Source organism: Streptomyces sp. NBC_01003 (assembly GCF_045162695.1).
Classification (GTDB): domain Bacteria; phylum Actinomycetota; class Actinomycetes; order Streptomycetales; family Streptomycetaceae; genus Streptomyces.
The window spans coordinates 1,621,967-1,640,214 of the sequence record NZ_CP108707.1 but is presented as its reverse complement, the minus strand read 5'-3'; the positions used below and the strand labels follow the sequence as shown (position 1 = coordinate 1,640,214).

Below are 18,248 nucleotides of genomic sequence, written 5' to 3'. Positions count from 1 at the left end.
CTACCGCGTGAACGAGTAGATCTCGCTCCGCAGGTCCGCCGGCAGCCGCGCGTCGTCCCGCCCCGCGGCGGTGGCGAGCAGCGCCGTGACGCGATGGACGTGGCTGCCCGGCAGGGTCTCCACGCCGCGCAGCACCCGGCGGTACGTCAACTCCAGCTCGGCGTCGGTCAGTTCCGCACCGCCGCTGAGCAGGAGGTGCAGCAGGTCGTGCGCGAGCGAGGTGGCCGGCTCCCCTTCCGTGGCCACGAACGTGGTCACGGAAGGGCCCAGCCACGCGAACACCGGGTCCATGACGTGCCGCACGAGAGAGTCGTTCGTCCCGCCGGACACCTCCATCTTGTGCCAGATCTCGTCCCAGTAGGGCCGGGACCAGCCGGGCCCGCCGTGACCCCGCGGGTAGCGGTAGAGCCAGTTCGCGTCGACCGGGTCCGGCGGTGCGGGCGCGCCGTGCCGCGGCGCGACGTCGAGCGTGCGACGGCCGTCGGCGTCCCAGGACCGGTGCAGGGTCATCGACAGGGCGAAGTCCGTCCACTGCTCCTCGTTGAGCGCCGAACGCCACAACAGGGCGTGCCGGTGCCAGGCACTGACCGGGTTCGCCGAGCCGGGGAACAGCTCGGCGGCGGTGGTGCCGCCCGTCAGCAGCAGGATGACCAGGACGAGATTGGCGCCGTAGAGGCCGTGCCGCGACGCGACCCTCAGCGTCGCGGGCCGGTAGGCGGGGTGCTGGTCACCGGTGCGGGTCTCGTGCTGGTCGAGTACGCGGATCAGGACGCGGCTGAGCCTGTCCCGCTCGGCCGAATCCATCCGCGCCGCCATCGCGCCGGCGAACCGCAGCATCTGGCGCCCGGACAGGGGCGCGTACGAGAGCAGGGCGTACGCCAGGTCGTCGTCCACGCGCTGGTCGCCGAGGGCGAGGGCGGGCCGGTTCTGCACGAGCGCGCTCAGCACGTGCAGCGCGAGCCGCACCGCCAGATACTCGCCGAACGTGGCGTGCAGGAACTCGTACGTCGCGAGGACCCGGCCGTCGCGCAACGACTGGGCCCGCTGCACGAAGTAGAACCGGCCGAGCGCGACCTCGGCCGCGCCGAGCGGCGTGCGGAACCCGGAGGCCCCGGGGGACGAGCGGCCCAGGAGCGCGGCCAGATCCTCTTCGAGCTCGGCCGCCGAGACCCACTGACGGCGCCGGTTGAGCAGGGCGAACGCGACCAGGGACAGGCGCTGCATCTCCAGCTCGGCGCGCTCCCGCAGGAGGTCGTCGGGCACGGCGTCCCCGCTCGTCTTGCCGACCTCACGGCGCGCGAAGGAGAACAGGAGCTCCTCGTACAGATCGGCCTCGTCCAGCGGTTCGCCGCCGTCGCGCTGCAGGCCGTTGCCCGCCACGTCGTACAGGGCCAGCATCGTCAGGAGCAGCGGCTGCGCCGCGAGCGCCGCGTGCCGCGACACCACCTGCCACGACAGCGGGCGCACGCCCCTCGCCGCGAACCCGGCCGCGTTGGCGTCGTTCCACACCGCGAGCCACTGCTGGATCTGCGCGGCGCGGAACGGCTCGAGGCGCAGCGCCACCATGCCGTCCGGGTAGCGCGCGCGGTCGGCGACGGACGTGCGGCTGGTCACCAGGGCCAGCAGGGGACGGCCCTGTTCCGACTCGCGCTCCTGGAAGCGGGCCACCCGGACCAGGAAGTCGTTGTGGTGCACCCCGGTCGTCTGCAGCAGCTCGTCGAACCCGTCGAGCAGGAGCACCGGGACCGCGCCCCCGGCCGAGCGGACCAGATCGGGCCATGTGACGCGCTCGCCGGTCGCGGCCCGCACCGCCTGCTCGATCTGCTCCTGGAGATCGTCCTCGGCGCGTACGTCGCGCAGCGGCACCCGCACCGGCAGGAATCCGGCCGCGGGGAGCCGCGCCGCGAGTACCCGCGTCAGGACGGACTTGCCCGCGCCGGGCTGCCCGAGCACCAGCAGGGGAGTCCGCTCCTGCCCTGCCGAGGTCAGCGCCCCGGCGAGATACCGGGTCAGGTCCTCGCGCACCGGGGCCCGCTCCCACCACGCCTCGTCCGCCGGCCCGTGCTGCCCGGCCACCGGCCGCACCCGGAAGTCCGGGTCCAGATACATCTCCTCCAGGGCCGGTACGCGGATGCCGTCGGGCGCCGACGCCGCGTCCAGCACCGGACGGGAGAGCGCTGCCTCGTGGGAGCGGGCCAGAGCGGCCGCGACATCCACGGGCGGCCGCGCGTGCGACGCCGTACCGGCCAGCAGCGCCTCGATCCCCGCGAGGGCCCGCCGGACACCGGCCCGCGTCGCCCGGTGTTCGGTCTGCGTCGCCCAGAACCCGAACTCGGGTGCCTGTTGGGCGAGTTGGACGTACAGGCTGTCGTAGTGGACGCACGCCGCACCGGGCAGCGCGCCCGTCAGGGCCCGCTCCGCCGCATCCCGCCCCGCCGGTGTGAGCGTGTCCCACACCGCGAGGCCCGCCACGAACCGCACAAAGCGCCCGGACAGGGCCGTGTACCAGTCGCGGAGCTCCCGCGCGACGTCCTCCGGCGCGAGGTGCGGCGCAGGGAACGGCGCGTCCACCGCGGCGAGGGCCCGCGCGAAACCGGCGTCCGCCTCCCCGGCCCCGACCAGCGACAGCTGCTCGCCACGGGTCATGCGCACCGCGTCGAGGGAGAACGGAAGGTCCAGCTCCGCGAGCGCCTCGAACCAGCCGAGGACCACGACGACCGTGTGTGCGGCCCGCAGCACCTCGCCCCGCTCGACCCGCCCGTCCGCCGCCCCGAGCCGCGCCCCGACCCCGCGCACCGCGTCACGGCCGAGCCCCAGGATCCGGCCCCGCGCGTCCGCGATACGGAGGATTCCGTCGCTCACGCCGCCCGTCGCCACGGCCAGCACCCCGCCGAGCGACCGGTCGAGCGCCGCGAGGCGCGGCGGATCGGCGCCGAGCAGCACCAACGCGTCCGACAACGACAGCAGCCTGCGCGAACCCACCCGAACCCCCCATGGATCATGTGCGGACGGCCGCCACTCTGCCAGGACACGAGGTGAGGGTCCATCTCTTGTTCTTCGCCGGTACTCGCGGCCCTTGGGTCGGGCGGGAGTGCGATCCTCGGTCCGGAGGCGCGAAGCGTGGGAGATTTCTGCGTATGTGTGGTGAGGGTCAGGCTGGGCGTTTCTGGTTCTCGATGTAGTCCTTGACGGTGCTCAGCGGTGCGCCGCCGCAGGACCCGGCGAAGTAGGGCGGGGACCGGAACGCCGAGCCCGTCGCGATCCGGTTGATCCGGCCGGTGTGCTCCGCGCGCATGTATCGGGAGCTGACGCCGTTGGGACTGTTGACGAGCTTGGACAGGCGACCTTTGGCGGGTAGTGCACGAGAAGGTGGACGTGGTCGCCTTCGCCGTTGAATTCCCGCAGCTGGGCGTCGAAGCTCTCGCACACGTCCCGCATGATCTCCTCGCAGCGCGTCAACATCTCGCCGTGTAGAACTTCACGCCGGTACTTCATGAAAAACACCACGTGTGCCTGTAGGTGATATATAGCGTGGTTTCCACGTCTGATATCGGGATCTGATTCGCAGCGCGGTGACATAGACCAAGTGCATGAGGACCGGCTGGACTCGACCGGAGGGGTGGGCTTGAGATGATCCGTGCGTACAAGTTCCTCATCCGGCCCACTGTCCGGCAGGGTCAGGCGCTCGGTGAGATGCTGCGGGACCACTGCTGCCTCTACAACGCGGCGTTGCAGGAACGCCGCGACGCCTACCGGCACGTCTCGCAGACCACGGTCAAGTACGGGATGCAGTCCGCGCAGCTCAAGGAGATCCGGGCTATCGACCCGGAGTGTCAGGGCCGCTGGTCGTTCAGTTCGCAGCAGGCCACCTTGCGCCGTCTCGACAAGGCGTTCGCTGCGTTCTTCCGCCGGGTCAGGTCCGGCGATGCCCCGGGCTACCCGCGCTTTCGCGGGGTGAATTGGTTCGACACGGTGGACTTCCCGAAGGACGGGGACGGCTGCCGGTGGAACTCCACCCCGCACGAGGCCGTCACCCGCGTCCGCTTCCAGGGCGTCGGCCACGTCAAGGTCAACCAGCACCGCACCGTGGTCGGCAGGGTCAAGACCGTGTCCGTGAAGCGCGAGGGTCGCAAGTGGTTCGTCGTGCTCACCGCCGAGCAGGACCAGCCCGAACCGCTGCCCGCGACCGGATCCGTGGCTGGCATCGATCTGGGCATCGCGAACTTCCTTGCCGATTCGAATGGCGAGTTCGTGCCCAATCCGCGCCACGGCCGCCGTGCATCCGCGAAGCTCGAGGCAGCGCAGCAGGCCCTGTCCCGGTTCCCGCGCTGCAAGGCGAAGGACCGAACCGCCAATCATCAGCGTGCGGTGGAGAAGGTCGTGGCGCTGCACGGCAGGGTGCGCCGTCAGCGGCTCGACCACGCGCATAAGACCGCGCTCGACCTGGTCCGCCACCACGACTTCATCGCGCACGAAGACCTCAAGATCCGCAACATGAGCAAGGCCCCCTCAGCGAAGCCCGACCCGGGCCAGCCGGGCATTTTCCTGCCCAACGGGGCCGCCGCCAAAGCCGGGCTCAACAAGTCGATCAACGATGCCGGATGGGGGGTGTTCCTGACGATCCTGCACGCCAAGGCTGAAAGCGCCGGACGGGAAGTGATCGCCGTGGACCCCCGCAACACCTCCCGCACCTGCCCCGAATGCGGGCACACCGCGAAGGAGAACCGGCCCACACAGGAAAAGTTCCACTGCGTCTCGTGTGGCCACACCGCGCACGCTGACACGGTGGGTGCTCTCAATGTTCTACGGGCCGGGCTGGTCCGTCGCGACGCCAACCGGGCGTAGCGAGAAGCCCCGTCCTTCAGGACGGGGAGGAGTCACCGAGCACGGTGCGTAAGCTGTGGCTGTGCGGCACCGCGTGCGCGCCGTTCCCCCGAATGGCTTACCGTGTGGGCCGTGGACAGTCAGGGGAAGCGTGCGGTTCGGCTGCGCCTGACCGGGGCCGCGGCACTCGCCGCCGTATCGGGAGCGGCGGGCTCGTGGGCGTACCTGCGGGCCGGTGGGTCCGCGGGCGACGTGGTGCGAGACCTCTCCGTGGGCTGGGCGTACGCGGCCGCGGGGATCATTGCCTGGCGGCGCAGGCCCGCCAACCGGACCGGCCCCCTGATGATCGCCGAGGGCGTCACCTGGTTCCTCGGGAACCTCCAAGGCACCTCCGTGCCCGCCCTGTTCGCGTTCGGCGCCTGGTGGGAGGCGCTGAACATGGCGATCCTCCTGCACCTCATCCTCTGCTTCCCCGAGGGCCGCCTCACGACGGTCCTGACCCGGCGTCTGGTCCAGTTCGCGTACGGGCTCGTCGCGGTCGGCGGCCTGCTGCGCACGCTCCTGTTCGACCCGGCACGGGCCACCGGCGCGACGTATCTCGACTGCGTGGGCTGCGGTCCGAACGCCCTCTTCATTCCCGGCACCCACCACCTCTTCGGCCCCGTCGACACCGTTTACCACGCGCTCGGCTGGGTCATCTCCGCCGGCGCCGCGGTGGCCGTGGTGCAGCGCTGGCGGCACGCCTCGGCCGCCCGCAGGCAGGCGCTGCTCCCGGCCTGGATCGGCATCGCCGTCGCCGTCGTGTTCCTGATGTGGGACATGCTCTTCTACGTCGTGCCGTGGTTCGGCGAGGTCGGCGACACCAGCGAGCAGGCCGTCTATCTGCTGTCCGACCTCGCGCAGGTCGCCGTGCCGTTCGCGTTCCTCGCCGGACTGCTGCGCATGCACCTCCAGCGCGCCGAGGTCAGCGGCCTCGTCATCGAGGTCGGCACCGACCCCGATCCGGCCCGGCTGCGCGAGGCGCTGGCCCGCGTCCTGGGCGACCCGACGCTGAGGCTCGGCCTGTGGCGGGAGGAGCGGGGCGCCTACGTCGACGGCTCCGGGCGTGAAGTGACGGTGGACGGCCCCGGGCGCACCCCCGTCGGCGCGGCGGACGGCCGGCCCCTCGCGCTCCTGCACCACGACCCCGCGCTCATGGACGACCCGGAACTCCTTGCGTCGGTGGCCGCCGCGCTGCGCCTCGCCCTGGAGAACGTGTGGCTGCGCACCCGCGCCAGGGACGTGAGCACGCGGATAGTGGAGGCGGCCGACTCCGAACGCAAGCGTCTGGAGCGGGATCTGCACGACGGGGCGCAGGCCAGGCTGGTCTTCGCGCTGATGGCGTTGCGACGTGTCGAGCGCGGCCTCGCCGACCATCCCGACGCCGCCCTGCGCGCATCCGTGACCGAGGCGGAGTCCAGCCTCAGGCTCGCCATCGAGGAACTGCGCGGTCTCGCCCACGGCCTGCACCCGGCGGTCCTCACCCGCGAGGGCCTCGGCCCCGCGCTGACGGCGCTGGCCAGGGAGGCGACCCTGCCGGTGGTCGTCGCGGCCGAACCCCGGCGCTACGACGCGGTCGTCGAGTCGACCGCCTACTTCACGGTGTGCGAGGCCCTGTCCAACGCGGCCAAGCACGCCGGTGCCCGCGCCGTCAGCGTCTCCGCGACGCACCACGACGGCCGGCTCGTCATCGAGACCGTCGACGACGGAGTCGGGGGAGCGGACAGCGCGCGCGGCAGTGGCCTGCGCGGCCTCGCGGACCGGCTCGCCGCCGTCGACGGAGTGTTGCATGTACACAGTCCCGCCGGTGGCGGGACCAGAATCAGGGCGGAGCTTCCGTGCGGGTGATCGTTGCCGAGGACTCGGCGCTGCTGCGGCAGGGGATCGTACGACTGCTGTCGGACGAGGGGTTCGAGGTGTCCGCGGAGTGCTCCGACACGGGGCCGCTCCTCGCGCTCGTCGCCGAGCACCGTCCGGATGCCGTGCTCCTCGACATCCGCATGCCGCCGACGCACACCGACGAGGGTCTGATCGCGGCAGCCGCGATCCGCGCGGCGCACCCCGGCACGGGCGTGCTGCTGCTGTCCCAGTACGTCGAGACGACCGACACCGTCAGGGCCCTGGCGGAGCAGCCCGAGGGCTTCGGCTATCTCCTCAAGGAGCGCGTCGCCGACATCGACGAACTCGGCGGAGCGCTCAAGCGCGTGGCGTCCGGCGAGACGGTCCTCGACCCGCTCGTCGTGGCCAAGCTCATGAACACCCCCCGCCCCAGGAGCCCTCTCGACGACCTCACCGGCAGAGAGCGGGATGTGCTGGCCCTGATGGCCGAGGGCCACTCGAACGAGGCGATAGCCCAGCGTCTCGTCATCGGCGGAAAAACGGTGGAGACGCACGTACGGAACATCTTCGGCAAGCTGCGCCTGGAACAGGATCTGCTCGAACACCGGCGCGTGCGCGCGGTGCTGACCTACCTGCGCGCCTGACCCCGCGCGTGCGCGCGGAGTGAAGAGGTCCCGGCTGACCGCTCCGAAGGCGACGTCGTCCCCCGATTTGCCCCCGTGGCTCCCCCGTACGTCGACTGCGGAGCGGTGCCGGTGAACTCAACTCTAGGCAGCCCGCGGGCCCGGGACATCAGGGCCAGCCCTGAGATCCGGAGTGGTTGCCACCGGAACGGGCCGTCGGGGGCCGAAGTCCGTGTTCAGCGGGGTGCGCAGCGCCCGACCACCGAGCCCGCGCGGTCGATGCAGAGTACATCGACTTGGACGGGTGCGCCCCGCAACACGCGCAGAGCCTCGTCTCTGGCGGTCGCGGCCACCAGGTCGCCGAGCGGCGGCCACAACTGGAGTGCGGCGAGGCCCGTGTTGGCGTCCGCCACCGCCGCCGCGACCTCCGCGCCCGCGGCCGCCTCGGCCGCGAGCCCGGCCAGGAACGACTTGTCGACCTGAGAGCGCGCCGAATGCAGATCCAGATGCCCGGCCGCGAGCTTCGACAGCTTGGCGAATCCGCCGCAGATCGTGAGCCGGTCGACGGGATGCCGGCGCACGTACTTGAGGACGGCGCCCGCGAAGTCACCCATGTCGAGGAGCGCGTCCTCGGGCAGTCCGTACTCGGCGACCACGGTCTTCTCGGACGTCGACCCGGTGCAGCCCGCGACATGCGTGCGCCCGGCGGCCCGCGCCACGTCCACACCGCGCCGGATCGAGTCGATCCACGCGGAGCAGGAGTACGGCACCACGATGCCCGTCGTGCCCAGGATGGACAGCCCGCCGAGGATCCCGAGCCGCGGGTTCCAGGTCGACCGGGCGATCTCCTCGCCGTGATCGACGGACACGGTGATCTCGACGTCACCGCTCCCGCCGTGGCGTTCGGCGACGGCCGCCACGTGGTCCCGCATCATCTGCCGCGGCACGGGGTTGATCGCCGGTTCCCCGACGGCGAGGGGCAGCCCGGGGCGGGTCACGGTGCCGACGCCCGGGCCCGCCCGGAACACGACACCGGACCCGGCGGGCAGCAGCCGCACCGACGCCCGCACGAGCGCGCCGTGCGTGACGTCCGGGTCGTCCCCCGCGTCCTTCACTATGCCCGCCACGGCGTGCTCACGGGTCAGCTCCTCGGCCGCCAGCGCGAACGCGGGCGTCTGCCCCTTCGGCAGCGTGATCGTCACCGGGTCCGGGAAGTCGCCGGTCAGAAGCGCGGTGTACGCGGCCGTGGCCGCGCCCGTCGCACAGGCGCCGGTCGTCCAGCCGGGCCGCAGTCCGGTGTGCTTGAGTTGGGCGCCGCGTCCGCCCTTGGGCCCGCCCGCCTCACTCATGAAGGGACTCCGCACCCGTGCACGTACTGATCCTCGGCGGCACGACCGAGGCCCGCCGCCTCGCGGAGGCCCTGACCACCGGCCACCCCGGGTGGCGCGTGACGAGCTCGCTGGCCGGCCGGGTCGCCCGGCCTCTGCTGCCCGCGGGCGAGGTGCGGACCGGCGGTTTCGGGGGAGCCGATGGCCTGGCCCGCGCGCTGCGCGAGCTCCAGGTGGACGCGCTCATCGACGCCACCCATCCTTTCGCCGGGACGATCAGTTTCCACGCGGCACAGGCGGCCGCCACGGCCCATGTTCCCCTGCTGGCACTGCGCCGCCCCGGGTGGGTCCCCGCACCGGACGACGACTGGCACGGCGTCGCTTCGCTGGAGGAGGCGGCGCGGCGTCTGCCGACGCTGGGCCGACGCGCGTTCCTGACGGTCGGCCGGCTGGGCCTCTCGGCCTTTGCGGGCGTCCGTGACGTGTTCTGCGTCGTGCGCTCCGTGGATGCCCCTGAGCCGCCTCTGCCGCTCCGGTCGGAGGTGCTGCTCGCCCGTGGGCCGTTCACGGTGGAGGGCGAGCGGGCGGTACTGCGGGAGTACGGCATCGATGTGCTGGTGACGAAGGACGCCGGGGGAGAGGCGACGGCGGCGAAGCTGGTGGCTGCGCGGGAGGCGGGGATCCCGGTGATCATGGTGGAGCGGCCGGCGGTGCCGGTGGGAGTGGCGGGGGTGGGGTCGGTGGCTGAGGTGGCGGAGTGGGTGCGCGGGATCGGGCGCTGATTGCCTTCCCGGGCTGGATTTTTGGTGACCGCGCCTGAATGTTCAGCCCCTCCGGCGTTTGAGGAGCGGGGTCTGGGGCGGAGCCCCAGGACTTCGGGAAGGGGCGGGGTGGGGGAGGACTACTCAACCTCACAAGCCACGGCATTGACCGCCGCCGCGGCCATCGCACTACCTCCCCGTCGCCCCCGCACCACCAAATACTCCAGCCCCAACTCCCCCGCATGCTCGGCCAGCGCGTCCTTCGACTCGACCGCCCCCACGAACCCGACCGGAACCCCGATCACCGCCGCAGGCGGCTCCGCCCCCTCCCGCACCAGTTCCAGGAGCCGGAAAAGCGCTGTGGGCGCATTGCCCACAGCAACCACCGCCCCGCCCATCCGCTCCCGCCACAGCTCCAGCGCCGCAGCGGAGCGTGTCGTGCCGAGCCGCTCGGCGAGCGCCGGAACCGACGGGTCGGACAGCGTGCACACCACGTCGTTGTCCGCGGGCAGCCGCTTCCGGGTGATCCCGCTGGCGACCATGGACACGTCGCACAGGACGGGTGCGCCCCCGCGCAGCGCCTCACGGGCGCGGACCGCGACGTCCGGCGAGTACGCGAGGTCGCCCGCCAGGTCGACCATCCCGCACGCGTGGATCATCCGGACAGCGACCTGGGCCACCTCCGCGGGCAGCCCGCCCAGATCGGCCTCGGCGCGGATGGTGGCGAAGGACCGGCGGTAGATCTCCGCCCCGGACTTCTCGTACTCGAACGCAGTGCTCACGGCGGGGAGCCTATCCAGCGGTGCCCACTTCACAGGGTGCGGGGCCCGGGTCTATAGTCAAAAACTAGCAGTGCTAATTAACTTCCCCAGGAGCCGCACGTGCGTCCCGTCCACTTCGCCGCCGCCCGCCGCACCCCGATCGGGAAGCTGCGCGGGTCCCTGTCCACCGTGCGCCCGGACGACCTCGCGGCCGGTGTCATCCGCGGCCTGCTCGCCGGTGTGCCGGAGCTCGACCCGGCCCGGATCGACGACGTCTACTGGGGCGCCGCGAACCAGGCCGGCGAGGACAACCGCAACATCGCGCGTATGGCCGCCCTGCTCGCGGGCCTGCCCGAGTCCGTACCCGGCGCGACCGTGAACCGGCTGTGCGCCTCCGGACTCGAAGCCGTCACCACCGCCGCCCGGACCATCGCCTCCGGCGAGGCCGACGTCGTCCTCGCGGGCGGCTCCGAGTCCATGAGCCGCGCCCCCTTCGTGCTCCAGCGCCCCGACGAGGCGCTCCCGCACAAGATGGAGACGTACGACACGCGCCTGGGCTGGCGGCTGGTCAACCCGAAGATGAAGGAGCTGCACGGCGTCCTCGCCATGGGGGAGACCGCCGAGGAGGTCGCCGAGCGCTACGACGTCCCACGTGAGCGCCAGGACGCCTTCGCGCTGCGCAGCCACCACAACGCCGCCGAGGCCCGCAAGAACGGCCTCTTCGACGCCGAGATCCTCCCCGTCACGCGCCCGGACGGCGTCGTCGTCGACCAGGACGAGTGCATCCGCCCCGACACGTCCCTGGAGAAGCTGGGCACGCTCAAGCCGGTCTTCCGCAAGGGTGGCACCGTCACCGCGGGCAACGCCTCGCCCATGAACGACGGCGCCGCGGGCCTGCTCCTGGTCAGCGAGGAGGCCCTGCACGACCTGGGCCTCGAATCCCTCGGCCGTTACGTGGCAGGAGCCTCGGCCGGAGTGCACCCCGACGTCATGGGCATCGGCCCCGTGCCCGCCACGCAGAAGGCGCTCGCCCGCGTCGGCTGGTCTGTCGCCGACGTCCAGGAGGCGGAGTTCAACGAGGCGTTCGCCGCCCAGGCCCTCGCCTGCGTCGACGCGCTCGGCATCGAACCCGAGCTGGTGAACCCCACCGGCGGCGCCATCGCGCTCGGCCACCCGCTCGGCTGCTCCGGCGCACGCATCCTCACCACCCTGCTCCACCGCATGCGCCGCACCGGAGGCTCACGCGGCCTCGCCACCATGTGCATCGGCGTCGGCCAGGGCTCGGCCGTCCTCGTCGAGCGCTCCTGAACGCCCGCACAACGTAAGGAACTCGAAGCAGATGAGCAGCAGGTTCACCGGCCGCGTGGCCGTCGTCGACCTCACGGCCGAGCGCGCCGGGGCCACCGTCGAGGCGATCCGCGCCAAGGGCGGACAGGCGTCCGCGTACGGCTGCGACGTCACCGGCCAGGACGCCGTCGAGGCGACCTTCGCGCGCTGACCCATCGCTGAGCTGTACCTGGTCCAGAGCCGCACCAGAAGTCAGTACGGAACGGAGCACCACCCTCATGGCAACCCTGTCCCTCGCCGCGATCCTCGCCGAGTCCGCCCGCCGTCACCCCGACAAGGCAGGGCTCGTCGAAGGTGAACTGCGCATCAGCTTCAAGGAGTTGTGGCTCCAGGCCCGCAAGCAGGCCGCCGCGCTCATCGGACTCGGGGTGCGGCCGGGGGACAAGGTGGCGCTGATGGCGCCCAACGTGGCCGAGTTCCCGCGCGCGTATTACGCGGCGCTCGCCGCGGGCGCCGTCGTCGTCCCCGTACACCTGCTCCTGTCCGCCGGAGAGGTCGAGCACGTCCTGCGCGACAGCGGCGCCGCGCTGCTCCTGTGCCACCCGGGTCAGGCGAAGACCGGCGGGGCGGCGGCCGAGGCGACCGGCGTGCGCATGCTGACCCTCGGCGAGGGCGGCGACCTGGAGCGGCTCACGCACGACGCCGAGCCGCTGCCCACGTACCTCACCCGCGACGCGGACGACCCGGCCGTCGTCTTCTACACCAGCGGCACCACCGGCGTCCCCAAGGGCGCCGTCCTCAGCCACTTCAACCTGGTGATGAACGCGACGGTCAGCGCCTTCGACGGCCACGACGTGCGCTCCGACGACATCGCGCTCGGCGCGCTGCCGCTCTTCCACGCGTTCGGGCAGACCGTCTCCATGAACGCGACGTGGCGCGCCGGCGCCACGCTCGTCCTGCTCCCGCGCTTCGACGCGGCCAAGGCCATCGACCTGATGGTCGCCGAGGGCGTGAACACCTTCCACGGCGTACCCACCATGTACGTGAACCTGGTGACCGCGGCGGCAGCGGCCGAGAAGCTCCCCACCCTCAAGGTCTGCGTCTCGGGCGGCGCATCGCTCCCCGTCGCCGTCCTGGAGCGCTTCCAGGAGGCCTTCGGTGCCACGGTCTACGAGGGCTACGGGCTCTCCGAGACCTCCCCGGCCGCCGCCACCAACCAGCCGGTCTTCGGGGCGCGCCCGGGCACGATCGGGCACCCCATGTGGGGCATCGACGTGGAGATCGCCCGCGCCGAGGTCGAGGACCGCGTGGAGCTGCTCCCCGAGGGCGAGCTCGGCGAGGTCGTCGTGCGCGGCCACTGCGTCTTCACCGGATACCTGGGGCGCCCCGAGGCCACCGCGGAGGCACTCGTCGACGGCTGGTTCCGCACGGGTGACCTCGGCACCAAGGACGAGGACGGCTATCTGCGCATCGTCGACCGCAAGAAGGACGTCATCATCCGCGGCGGCTACAACGTGTACCCGCGCGAGGTCGAGGAGGTCCTGATGCGCCACCCCGGCGTCGCCCAGGTCGCCGTCATCGGCCTGCCCGACCCCGTGCACGGCGAGGAGGTCTGCGCCGTGATCATCCGCAAGGAGACCGACGGGAGCGCGGCCGGCGCCGGCGAGATCACCGAGTGGTCCAAGGAGCACCTGGGCCGCCACAAGTACCCCCGCCGCATCGAGTTCGCCGACGAGCTGCCGCTCGGCCCGAGCATGAAGGTCCTCAAGCGGGAACTGCGCGCCCGGTACACCGACTGACGCCCGGAGCACGCACAGGGGGCGGCGTCCCAGCATGCGGCGCCCCCTGCCGCCGGGCGGATAGATGGGTCTAGCATCTGTCCCCGGTATGTACTCCATAACCCTCTGGGAATTCGCCGCGCTCGCCGCCGCGGCCGTGCTCGTCGGATTCTCGAAAACGGCCGTCAGCGGCGCCAACACGGTCAGCCTCGCCATCTTCGCGGCGGTCCTGCCGGCCCGTGAGTCCACCGGCATCCTGCTGCCCGTCCTCATCGCCGGCGACATCCTCGCCGTACTGACCTACCGAAGACACGCCCACTGGCCCACCCTGTGGCGCCTCTTCCCGGCCGTGGCCGGGGGAGTGGTGCTCGGCACGCTCTTCATGGTGTGGGCCGACGACGCCATGGTGCGTACGTCGATCGGGGCGATCCTGCTCCTGATGGCCGCCGTCACGGTGTGGCGCAGACGCCGGGCGGACGCGCCGGCCGTCGAGGAGACCGCGAGCCGCGCCGGCCGCGCGAAGGCCCGCTCCTACGGCGTGCTCGGCGGCTTCACCACCATGGTCGCCAACGCAGGCGGGCCCGTCATGTCGATGTACCTGCTCTCGGCGGGCTTCCGCAAGCTCGGCTTCCTGGGCACCTCCGCCTGGTTCTTCCTCATCGTCAACTCGGCCAAGGTGCCCTTCAGCGTGGGCCTCGGCCTGATCAACGGGCGTTCGCTGCTCCTCGACGCGGCGCTCGTCCTGTTCGTCGTACCCGGCGCGTTCATCGGCAAGGCCTGCGTGCACCGCATCAACCAGCGGCTGTTCGAGCGCCTGGTGATCGCGGCGACCGTCGTCGGCGGAGTGCAGCTCCTGCTGCGCTGAGCCACCGTCACGAAGCGGCGAGCACCTTGTCCCGGCCGCGGGACGGCAGGCCCTGCTCCAGATCCTCGGCGAGCAGCCGCTTCGCGATCGTGTCCACGGCGGCCCGCAGGTCCTTGCCCGGCGGCCTGCCGAGGTCTGCCTCCACCTGGCGGCTCAGCCACGAGCCCCAGGCGTGACTGATCTCGTCCGCCTCGCGCTGCCCGGCAGCCGTGTTCGAGAAGTAGTGGCCGGTGCGCGTCAGATAGCCCTCCTCGACCATGCGGTCGAAAACCGGCACAAGGACCTCGGGCGGCAGGCGGCGGCGGGCGGCGATCATGCCGAGGCTCGCGTGCCCCACTATCCGCGTGAACGGCGAGCGCGCAGTTCCTCGCGCCCCTTTGTGGGGGCCTGGGCGAGCAGTTATGGGTGTAGGCGGGGGGCGTTTGTTGCTGCGTCCAGGGTGGGGGGTTGGTTTTCCACCTTCTCGGCCAGCGTTGTCGCCCAGGTTTCCAGGGATGTCAGGTCGATTCCGTGCGGGGTGGGCCGGGCCGTCGCCTCGCGCCAGGTGGTGAGGCCCGTGGCGCCGCGGAGCAGGAGGCGGGCGCCGCCCGCCGTGTTGCCTCGGGCCGCGTGCGTCAGGCCTACCGCCAGCTGCGCCAGGGCGCGCCACAGGCCGCGCTCCTCCTCGGGACCCGACTTCCACGCGTCCTCGAACACCTCGTGCGCGTGGAACGGCCGGCCCGCGTCGAGCAGCGCCTGCGCCTCCGCGACCGTTTCCTCGGGAGTGCGCACCACCCCCTCCGGCTGCCGCGCCACCCCCTCCGCGCCGTACGGCAGCGGACGGCCGAGGCCGTCGCGGGGGCGCGCGTTCCTCGCCCGCCCCTCCTCGTCGCGGTCCCGGCTCCTGCTCACGTCACTCATGCCTCGATTGTCCCGCGCCGGCGCCCGGCCGTCCCGAGCGGTCCCGCCGCCGCCCGCGGCCCCTCCCACCGGCTACGGACCACCCCTGAGCTTGGGGTATTGTTCTTTCTGCGCCGCCAAGCGGAAAACCCGCCGGGCGGCGCGACCGGGACGTGGCGCAGCTTGGTAGCGCACTTGACTGGGGGTCAAGGGGTCGCAGGTTCAAATCCTGTCGTCCCGACGGTTAGTAGTTTGAATTGCAGGTCAACGGCCGGTTCGAGGTTCTCGAACCGGCCGTTGACTGTTTTGGCCGGCTAAGGGCACACTCGGCCCCGGCTCTTCTCCGCCCTGGTGGACAACCCCGCGGCAGTCCCGGCCAACTCCCATGGCTGGTCTGGGGGACGGGACCCATCGGGCACGCCATCGCCCGGCGCTGCTGCGCGCGGTCGGCATGGACGGGGTGGGCGCGGGCCGCGAACCGGCCACTGCCAACCCGGACTTCGGGCCGGTGCACGGACCTGCCGCCCTCCACACCGCACTCGCCGACGCGGACTGCGCAATCCTCGCGGCCCCGCTGACCCTGCAGACCCGCGGCATGGTCGACGCCGCGACAAAGGACACCGTCTGCACGAGGCTGACCGAGGCGCTCCTGGCCGCGGCCGGCACGGACCCGTCAGAGCGCGACCACAACCCGTACTACCGGTCCGTCGTCATGGACCTGGAGTACGCGACCCTCCTGGACCTGGCAGGGGACAACCTCCGCCTCGGTGACTCGGTCGTCCTCGACGCCCCCCTTCGGCCGCTACTTCTCCGATCCCGGCTACCTGACGTCGCTCGCCGACGACCGATATGGCTGGCCCCGGGACATCGAGTATCTGGTGGTCCGGGTCCGCGTGGACAAGGAGACCGCACACGCACGGGTGCGGGCCCGCGGCCATGCCCGCGACGCGTCCAAGCTGGCCGACTGGGACGCCTTCTGGGACAAGGCGTCCACCGCGGAATGCCGTTGGACGGGAGCCCGAATCCTGGAGTTCGACAACGGCGGTCAGGGCATCGACGCGGACCTGGTGGAACAGGGGCTGGACGGGCTGGGGTGACGGCCGACGGCGGGGCAAGGGACCGCAGGTTCACATTCTGTTGTCCCGACTTGTGCGAGCCGCAGATCAGGGCCGGTTTCGGAGAATTCCGAAACCGGCCCTGGATCGTTCCCGGGGGCCGACGCCGGCTCCGGCACTGGCACCGCACAGAGGTTCCGCCAGGACCCGCCCGTATGTCCCGCGCGCAATCTGCGTTCTCCTAGGTGGACATCACCAGCACCGCCCGTCCCCGAATCAGCCCCCGGCGAAGCCGGTCGACGGCGTCCGGTGCCGAGGACAGCGGGAGCTGCTCCGTCTCCACGCGCAGGGCGCCGGAACGGGCGAGGGCGATGACCTCGGCCAGTTCCTGGCGGGTGCCCCAGAAAGGAAGCGAGAGGCGGACGCCCGGAGGCAGGAACCCTGGCTTGCGGAGCGTGAGTTGACCGCCGCCGCTGCCCACGATCGCCAACTCGCCACCGGGGCGCAGGACTTCGGTGGCGAGATCGAGCGTGGTCTGTGCCCCCGCGAAGTCGAGCACGGCGTCCACGCCGACCCCGCCGGTCGCCTTCCGCAGGACGGTGGCGGTGTCGGGGTTCATCGGGACGCTCTGATGTGCGCCGGAGCGGTCCGCGAGGGCGAGGGCCTCGGGGCGCAGGTCGACGGCGAGTACGCGGCTCGGGGTGGTCGCACGCAGGATCTGGACGGCGAGATGCCCCAGGCCGCCGACGCCGACGACCACCGACGTGCTGCCCTCGCCGAGTGCCTGCCGCACGTCGGCGACGGCATGGTACGAGGTCAGACCGGCGTCGGAGAGCGGCGCCGCCTGATCGGCCGGGAGGTCGCCGATCGGCACCAGATGGCGGGCGGCGGGGACGAGCACGTACTCGGCCATGCCGCCGTCGCGGCCGAGCCCCGCCCCGTGCCAGCCGAGGGTGCCGCGCCGGTCGCAGTGGTTGTCCTGCCCTGCGGCGCAGCGCGCACAACGCCCGCATCCCCACGGGCCGTAGACCACGACACGCTCGCCCGGCGCCGGTCCGCCGTCCGCACCGGGGCCGAGGATGGCGACCCGCCCGGCGATCTCGTGGCCGAGCGTGAACGGCGGGCGGTAGGGGAGTGCCCCCGGGGCTGCGTCGAGGACATGGAGGTCGGAGTGGCACAGCCCGGCGGCCTCCACGCGCACCAGGACTTCTCCCGGCCCTGGCACCGGCCGGTCGAGGTCGGTGAGCTCCGGTTCCTGTCCCCAGTCCTTCAGTCGCAGCGCCTTCATCTTCACGGTTTCACCGTCCGGGGTCTTGTCAGTTGGGCGGCCGTGACGATAACAGATATGAAGTCAGTTCAGTATGATCGTGATCGACGTGGCGAAGGGCTGGGGCATGAGTGAGAGTGCGCGGCAGGGGCAGCAGGGACGGTTCGCGGACAAGGTCGCCTTGGTGACGGGGGCCGGTTCGGGCATGGGGGCCGCGATTGCACGGGAGTTGGCGGCCGAGGGGGCGGCGCGTGTAGTGGTCGCCGATCTGAACGGCGAGGCGGCCAAGGCCGTCTCTGCCGAACTGCCCGCCGGGCGGGCGGTCGCGCTCGACGTGGCCGACGCGGCGGCGGTCGAAGGCGCCGTCGCCGACGTGGTGCGCGAGCACGGCCGGCTCGACGTGGTCGTGCACGCCGCCGGCGTCGACGACCCGCAGGCCAAGCAGCTCATCGCGGACGCGCTGGTCGAGGGGCGTCCGCCCGAGGTCACCGACCGGCTGGACGACGCCTCCTGGAGGCGCGTCATGCGGGTCAATCTCGACGGCACGTTCTACGTGCTGCGCGCCGCGGTGCGGGTGATGCGCCCGGCCGGAGCCGGTGCCATCGTCGTCATCGGCTCCTCGTCGGCCTTCGACACCCCGGTCGGATACCCCCACTACTCCGCGTCGAAGGCCGGGGTGCACGCCCTCGGTCAGGCCGTGGCCAAGGAGGTCATAGCCTCCGGGATCCGGGTCAACGTGGTCGCGCCGGGCCCGACGGAGACCGGCATGGCTGTGCGGACACCGGCCGCGCTGCGCAGCGGCTTCGCCGATCCGCGGGTACGCCCCTACGCGACGCCCGGGGAGATCGCCGACATCGCCCTGTTCCTGGCGAGCGACGCCGCCGCGAACCTGGTCGGAGCGGTGCTGCTCGCCAACGGGGGCCGCTTCACGGCCTGATTCGT

At 72.1% G+C, this 18,248-nt stretch carries 15 protein-coding genes, 1 tRNA gene and 2 pseudogenes; 11 read left to right on the top strand and 7 right to left on the bottom strand.

Features of this window, described 5'->3' with window-relative positions:
* Together OG698_RS07625 and tnpA are read right to left on the bottom strand one after the other, a co-directional pair.
* Complete coding sequence (locus OG698_RS07625; RefSeq protein ID WP_406102209.1) at window positions 1-2,958, bottom strand: NACHT domain-containing protein; 2,958 nt, start codon at window positions 2,956-2,958, stop codon at window positions 1-3.
* 193 nt (window positions 2,959-3,151) lie between these two features.
* Window positions 3,152-3,579: pseudogene (tnpA, locus tag OG698_RS07620) on the bottom strand (IS200/IS605 family transposase).
* Between the two features lie 51 nt (window positions 3,580-3,630).
* Here tnpA and OG698_RS07615 point away from each other — a divergent pair.
* The 3 genes from OG698_RS07615 (at window position 3,631) to OG698_RS07605 (ending at window position 7,346) form a co-directional block, all read left to right on the top strand.
* A complete protein-coding gene (locus OG698_RS07615; protein WP_406102208.1) occupies window positions 3,631-4,845 on the top strand; it encodes an RNA-guided endonuclease InsQ/TnpB family protein in 1,215 nt (404 codons plus the stop codon).
* Window positions 4,846-4,956: 111 nt separating this feature from the next.
* Entirely contained in the window at window positions 4,957-6,711 is a 1,755-nt protein-coding gene (locus tag OG698_RS07610; protein ID WP_406102207.1) for a sensor histidine kinase, read from the top strand.
* On the top strand, window positions 6,702-7,346 hold the full coding sequence (locus tag OG698_RS07605) for a response regulator (protein ID WP_199841712.1): 645 nt from the start codon (window positions 6,702-6,704) through the stop codon (window positions 7,344-7,346). Before OG698_RS07610 ends, OG698_RS07605 begins: the two co-directional genes overlap by 10 nt.
* A 215-nt stretch (window positions 7,347-7,561) precedes the next feature.
* Here OG698_RS07605 and OG698_RS07600 read toward each other — a convergent pair whose 3' ends face one another.
* A complete protein-coding gene (locus OG698_RS07600) occupies window positions 7,562-8,674 on the bottom strand; it encodes a cobalt-precorrin-5B (C(1))-methyltransferase (RefSeq protein WP_406102206.1) in 1,113 nt (370 codons plus the stop codon).
* Window positions 8,675-8,691: 17 nt separating this feature from the next.
* Between OG698_RS07600 and OG698_RS07595 the strand changes: the two genes are divergently transcribed.
* On the top strand, window positions 8,692-9,435 hold the full coding sequence (locus OG698_RS07595) for a cobalt-precorrin-6A reductase (RefSeq protein ID WP_406102205.1): 744 nt from the start codon (window positions 8,692-8,694) through the stop codon (window positions 9,433-9,435).
* 119 nt (window positions 9,436-9,554) lie between these two features.
* Here OG698_RS07595 and OG698_RS07590 read toward each other — a convergent pair whose 3' ends face one another.
* Window positions 9,555-10,196 (bottom strand): precorrin-8X methylmutase, encoded by a 642-nt coding sequence (locus OG698_RS07590; protein WP_406102204.1) that lies wholly within the window; start codon window positions 10,194-10,196, stop codon window positions 9,555-9,557.
* Between the two features lie 99 nt (window positions 10,197-10,295).
* Here OG698_RS07590 and OG698_RS07585 point away from each other — a divergent pair, with 99 nt between their 5' ends.
* The 4 genes from OG698_RS07585 (at window position 10,296) to OG698_RS07570 (ending at window position 14,105) form a co-directional block, all read left to right on the top strand.
* Entirely contained in the window at window positions 10,296-11,483 is a 1,188-nt protein-coding gene (locus OG698_RS07585) for a thiolase family protein (RefSeq protein WP_406102203.1), read from the top strand.
* A gap of 31 nt (window positions 11,484-11,514) precedes the next feature.
* The gene (locus OG698_RS07580) at window positions 11,515-11,673 is read left to right on the top strand and encodes a hypothetical protein (RefSeq protein ID WP_406102202.1); all 159 of its coding nucleotides are present in this window, start codon (window positions 11,515-11,517) and stop codon (window positions 11,671-11,673) included.
* 67 nt (window positions 11,674-11,740) lie between these two features.
* Complete coding sequence (locus OG698_RS07575) at window positions 11,741-13,261, top strand: long-chain-fatty-acid--CoA ligase (protein ID WP_406102201.1); 1,521 nt, start codon at window positions 11,741-11,743, stop codon at window positions 13,259-13,261.
* A gap of 88 nt (window positions 13,262-13,349) precedes the next feature.
* The gene (locus OG698_RS07570; RefSeq protein WP_399974518.1) at window positions 13,350-14,105 is read left to right on the top strand and encodes a sulfite exporter TauE/SafE family protein; all 756 of its coding nucleotides are present in this window, start codon (window positions 13,350-13,352) and stop codon (window positions 14,103-14,105) included.
* Window positions 14,106-14,112: 7 nt separating this feature from the next.
* Here the strand turns inward: OG698_RS07570 and OG698_RS07565 are convergent.
* Together OG698_RS07565 and OG698_RS07560 are read right to left on the bottom strand one after the other, a co-directional pair.
* Window positions 14,113-14,454, bottom strand: a pseudogene (locus OG698_RS07565) (MFS transporter); the annotation flags it as partial.
* Between the two features lie 50 nt (window positions 14,455-14,504).
* Window positions 14,505-15,005 (bottom strand): DUF309 domain-containing protein, encoded by a 501-nt coding sequence (locus tag OG698_RS07560; protein ID WP_406102199.1) that lies wholly within the window; start codon window positions 15,003-15,005, stop codon window positions 14,505-14,507.
* 146 nt (window positions 15,006-15,151) lie between these two features.
* Between OG698_RS07560 and OG698_RS07555 the strand changes: the two genes are divergently transcribed.
* Together OG698_RS07555 and OG698_RS07550 are read left to right on the top strand one after the other, a co-directional pair.
* Window positions 15,152-15,225 (top strand) — tRNA-Pro (locus OG698_RS07555).
* A 526-nt stretch (window positions 15,226-15,751) separates the two neighbouring features.
* Window positions 15,752-16,081: a hypothetical protein gene (locus OG698_RS07550; RefSeq protein WP_406102197.1), complete on the top strand. Its 330-nt coding sequence runs from the start codon at window positions 15,752-15,754 to the stop codon at window positions 16,079-16,081.
* A 199-nt stretch (window positions 16,082-16,280) separates the two neighbouring features.
* Here the strand turns inward: OG698_RS07550 and OG698_RS07545 are convergent, their stop codons facing one another.
* Window positions 16,281-17,327, bottom strand: coding sequence for an NAD(P)-dependent alcohol dehydrogenase (locus OG698_RS07545; protein WP_406110902.1), 1,047 nt, complete (start codon window positions 17,325-17,327; stop codon window positions 16,281-16,283).
* Window positions 17,328-17,400: 73 nt separating this feature from the next.
* Between OG698_RS07545 and OG698_RS07540 the strand changes: the two genes are divergently transcribed.
* Complete coding sequence (locus tag OG698_RS07540) at window positions 17,401-18,243, top strand: SDR family NAD(P)-dependent oxidoreductase (protein ID WP_406102195.1); 843 nt, start codon at window positions 17,401-17,403, stop codon at window positions 18,241-18,243.
* Window positions 18,244-18,248: the final 5 nt, after the last annotated feature.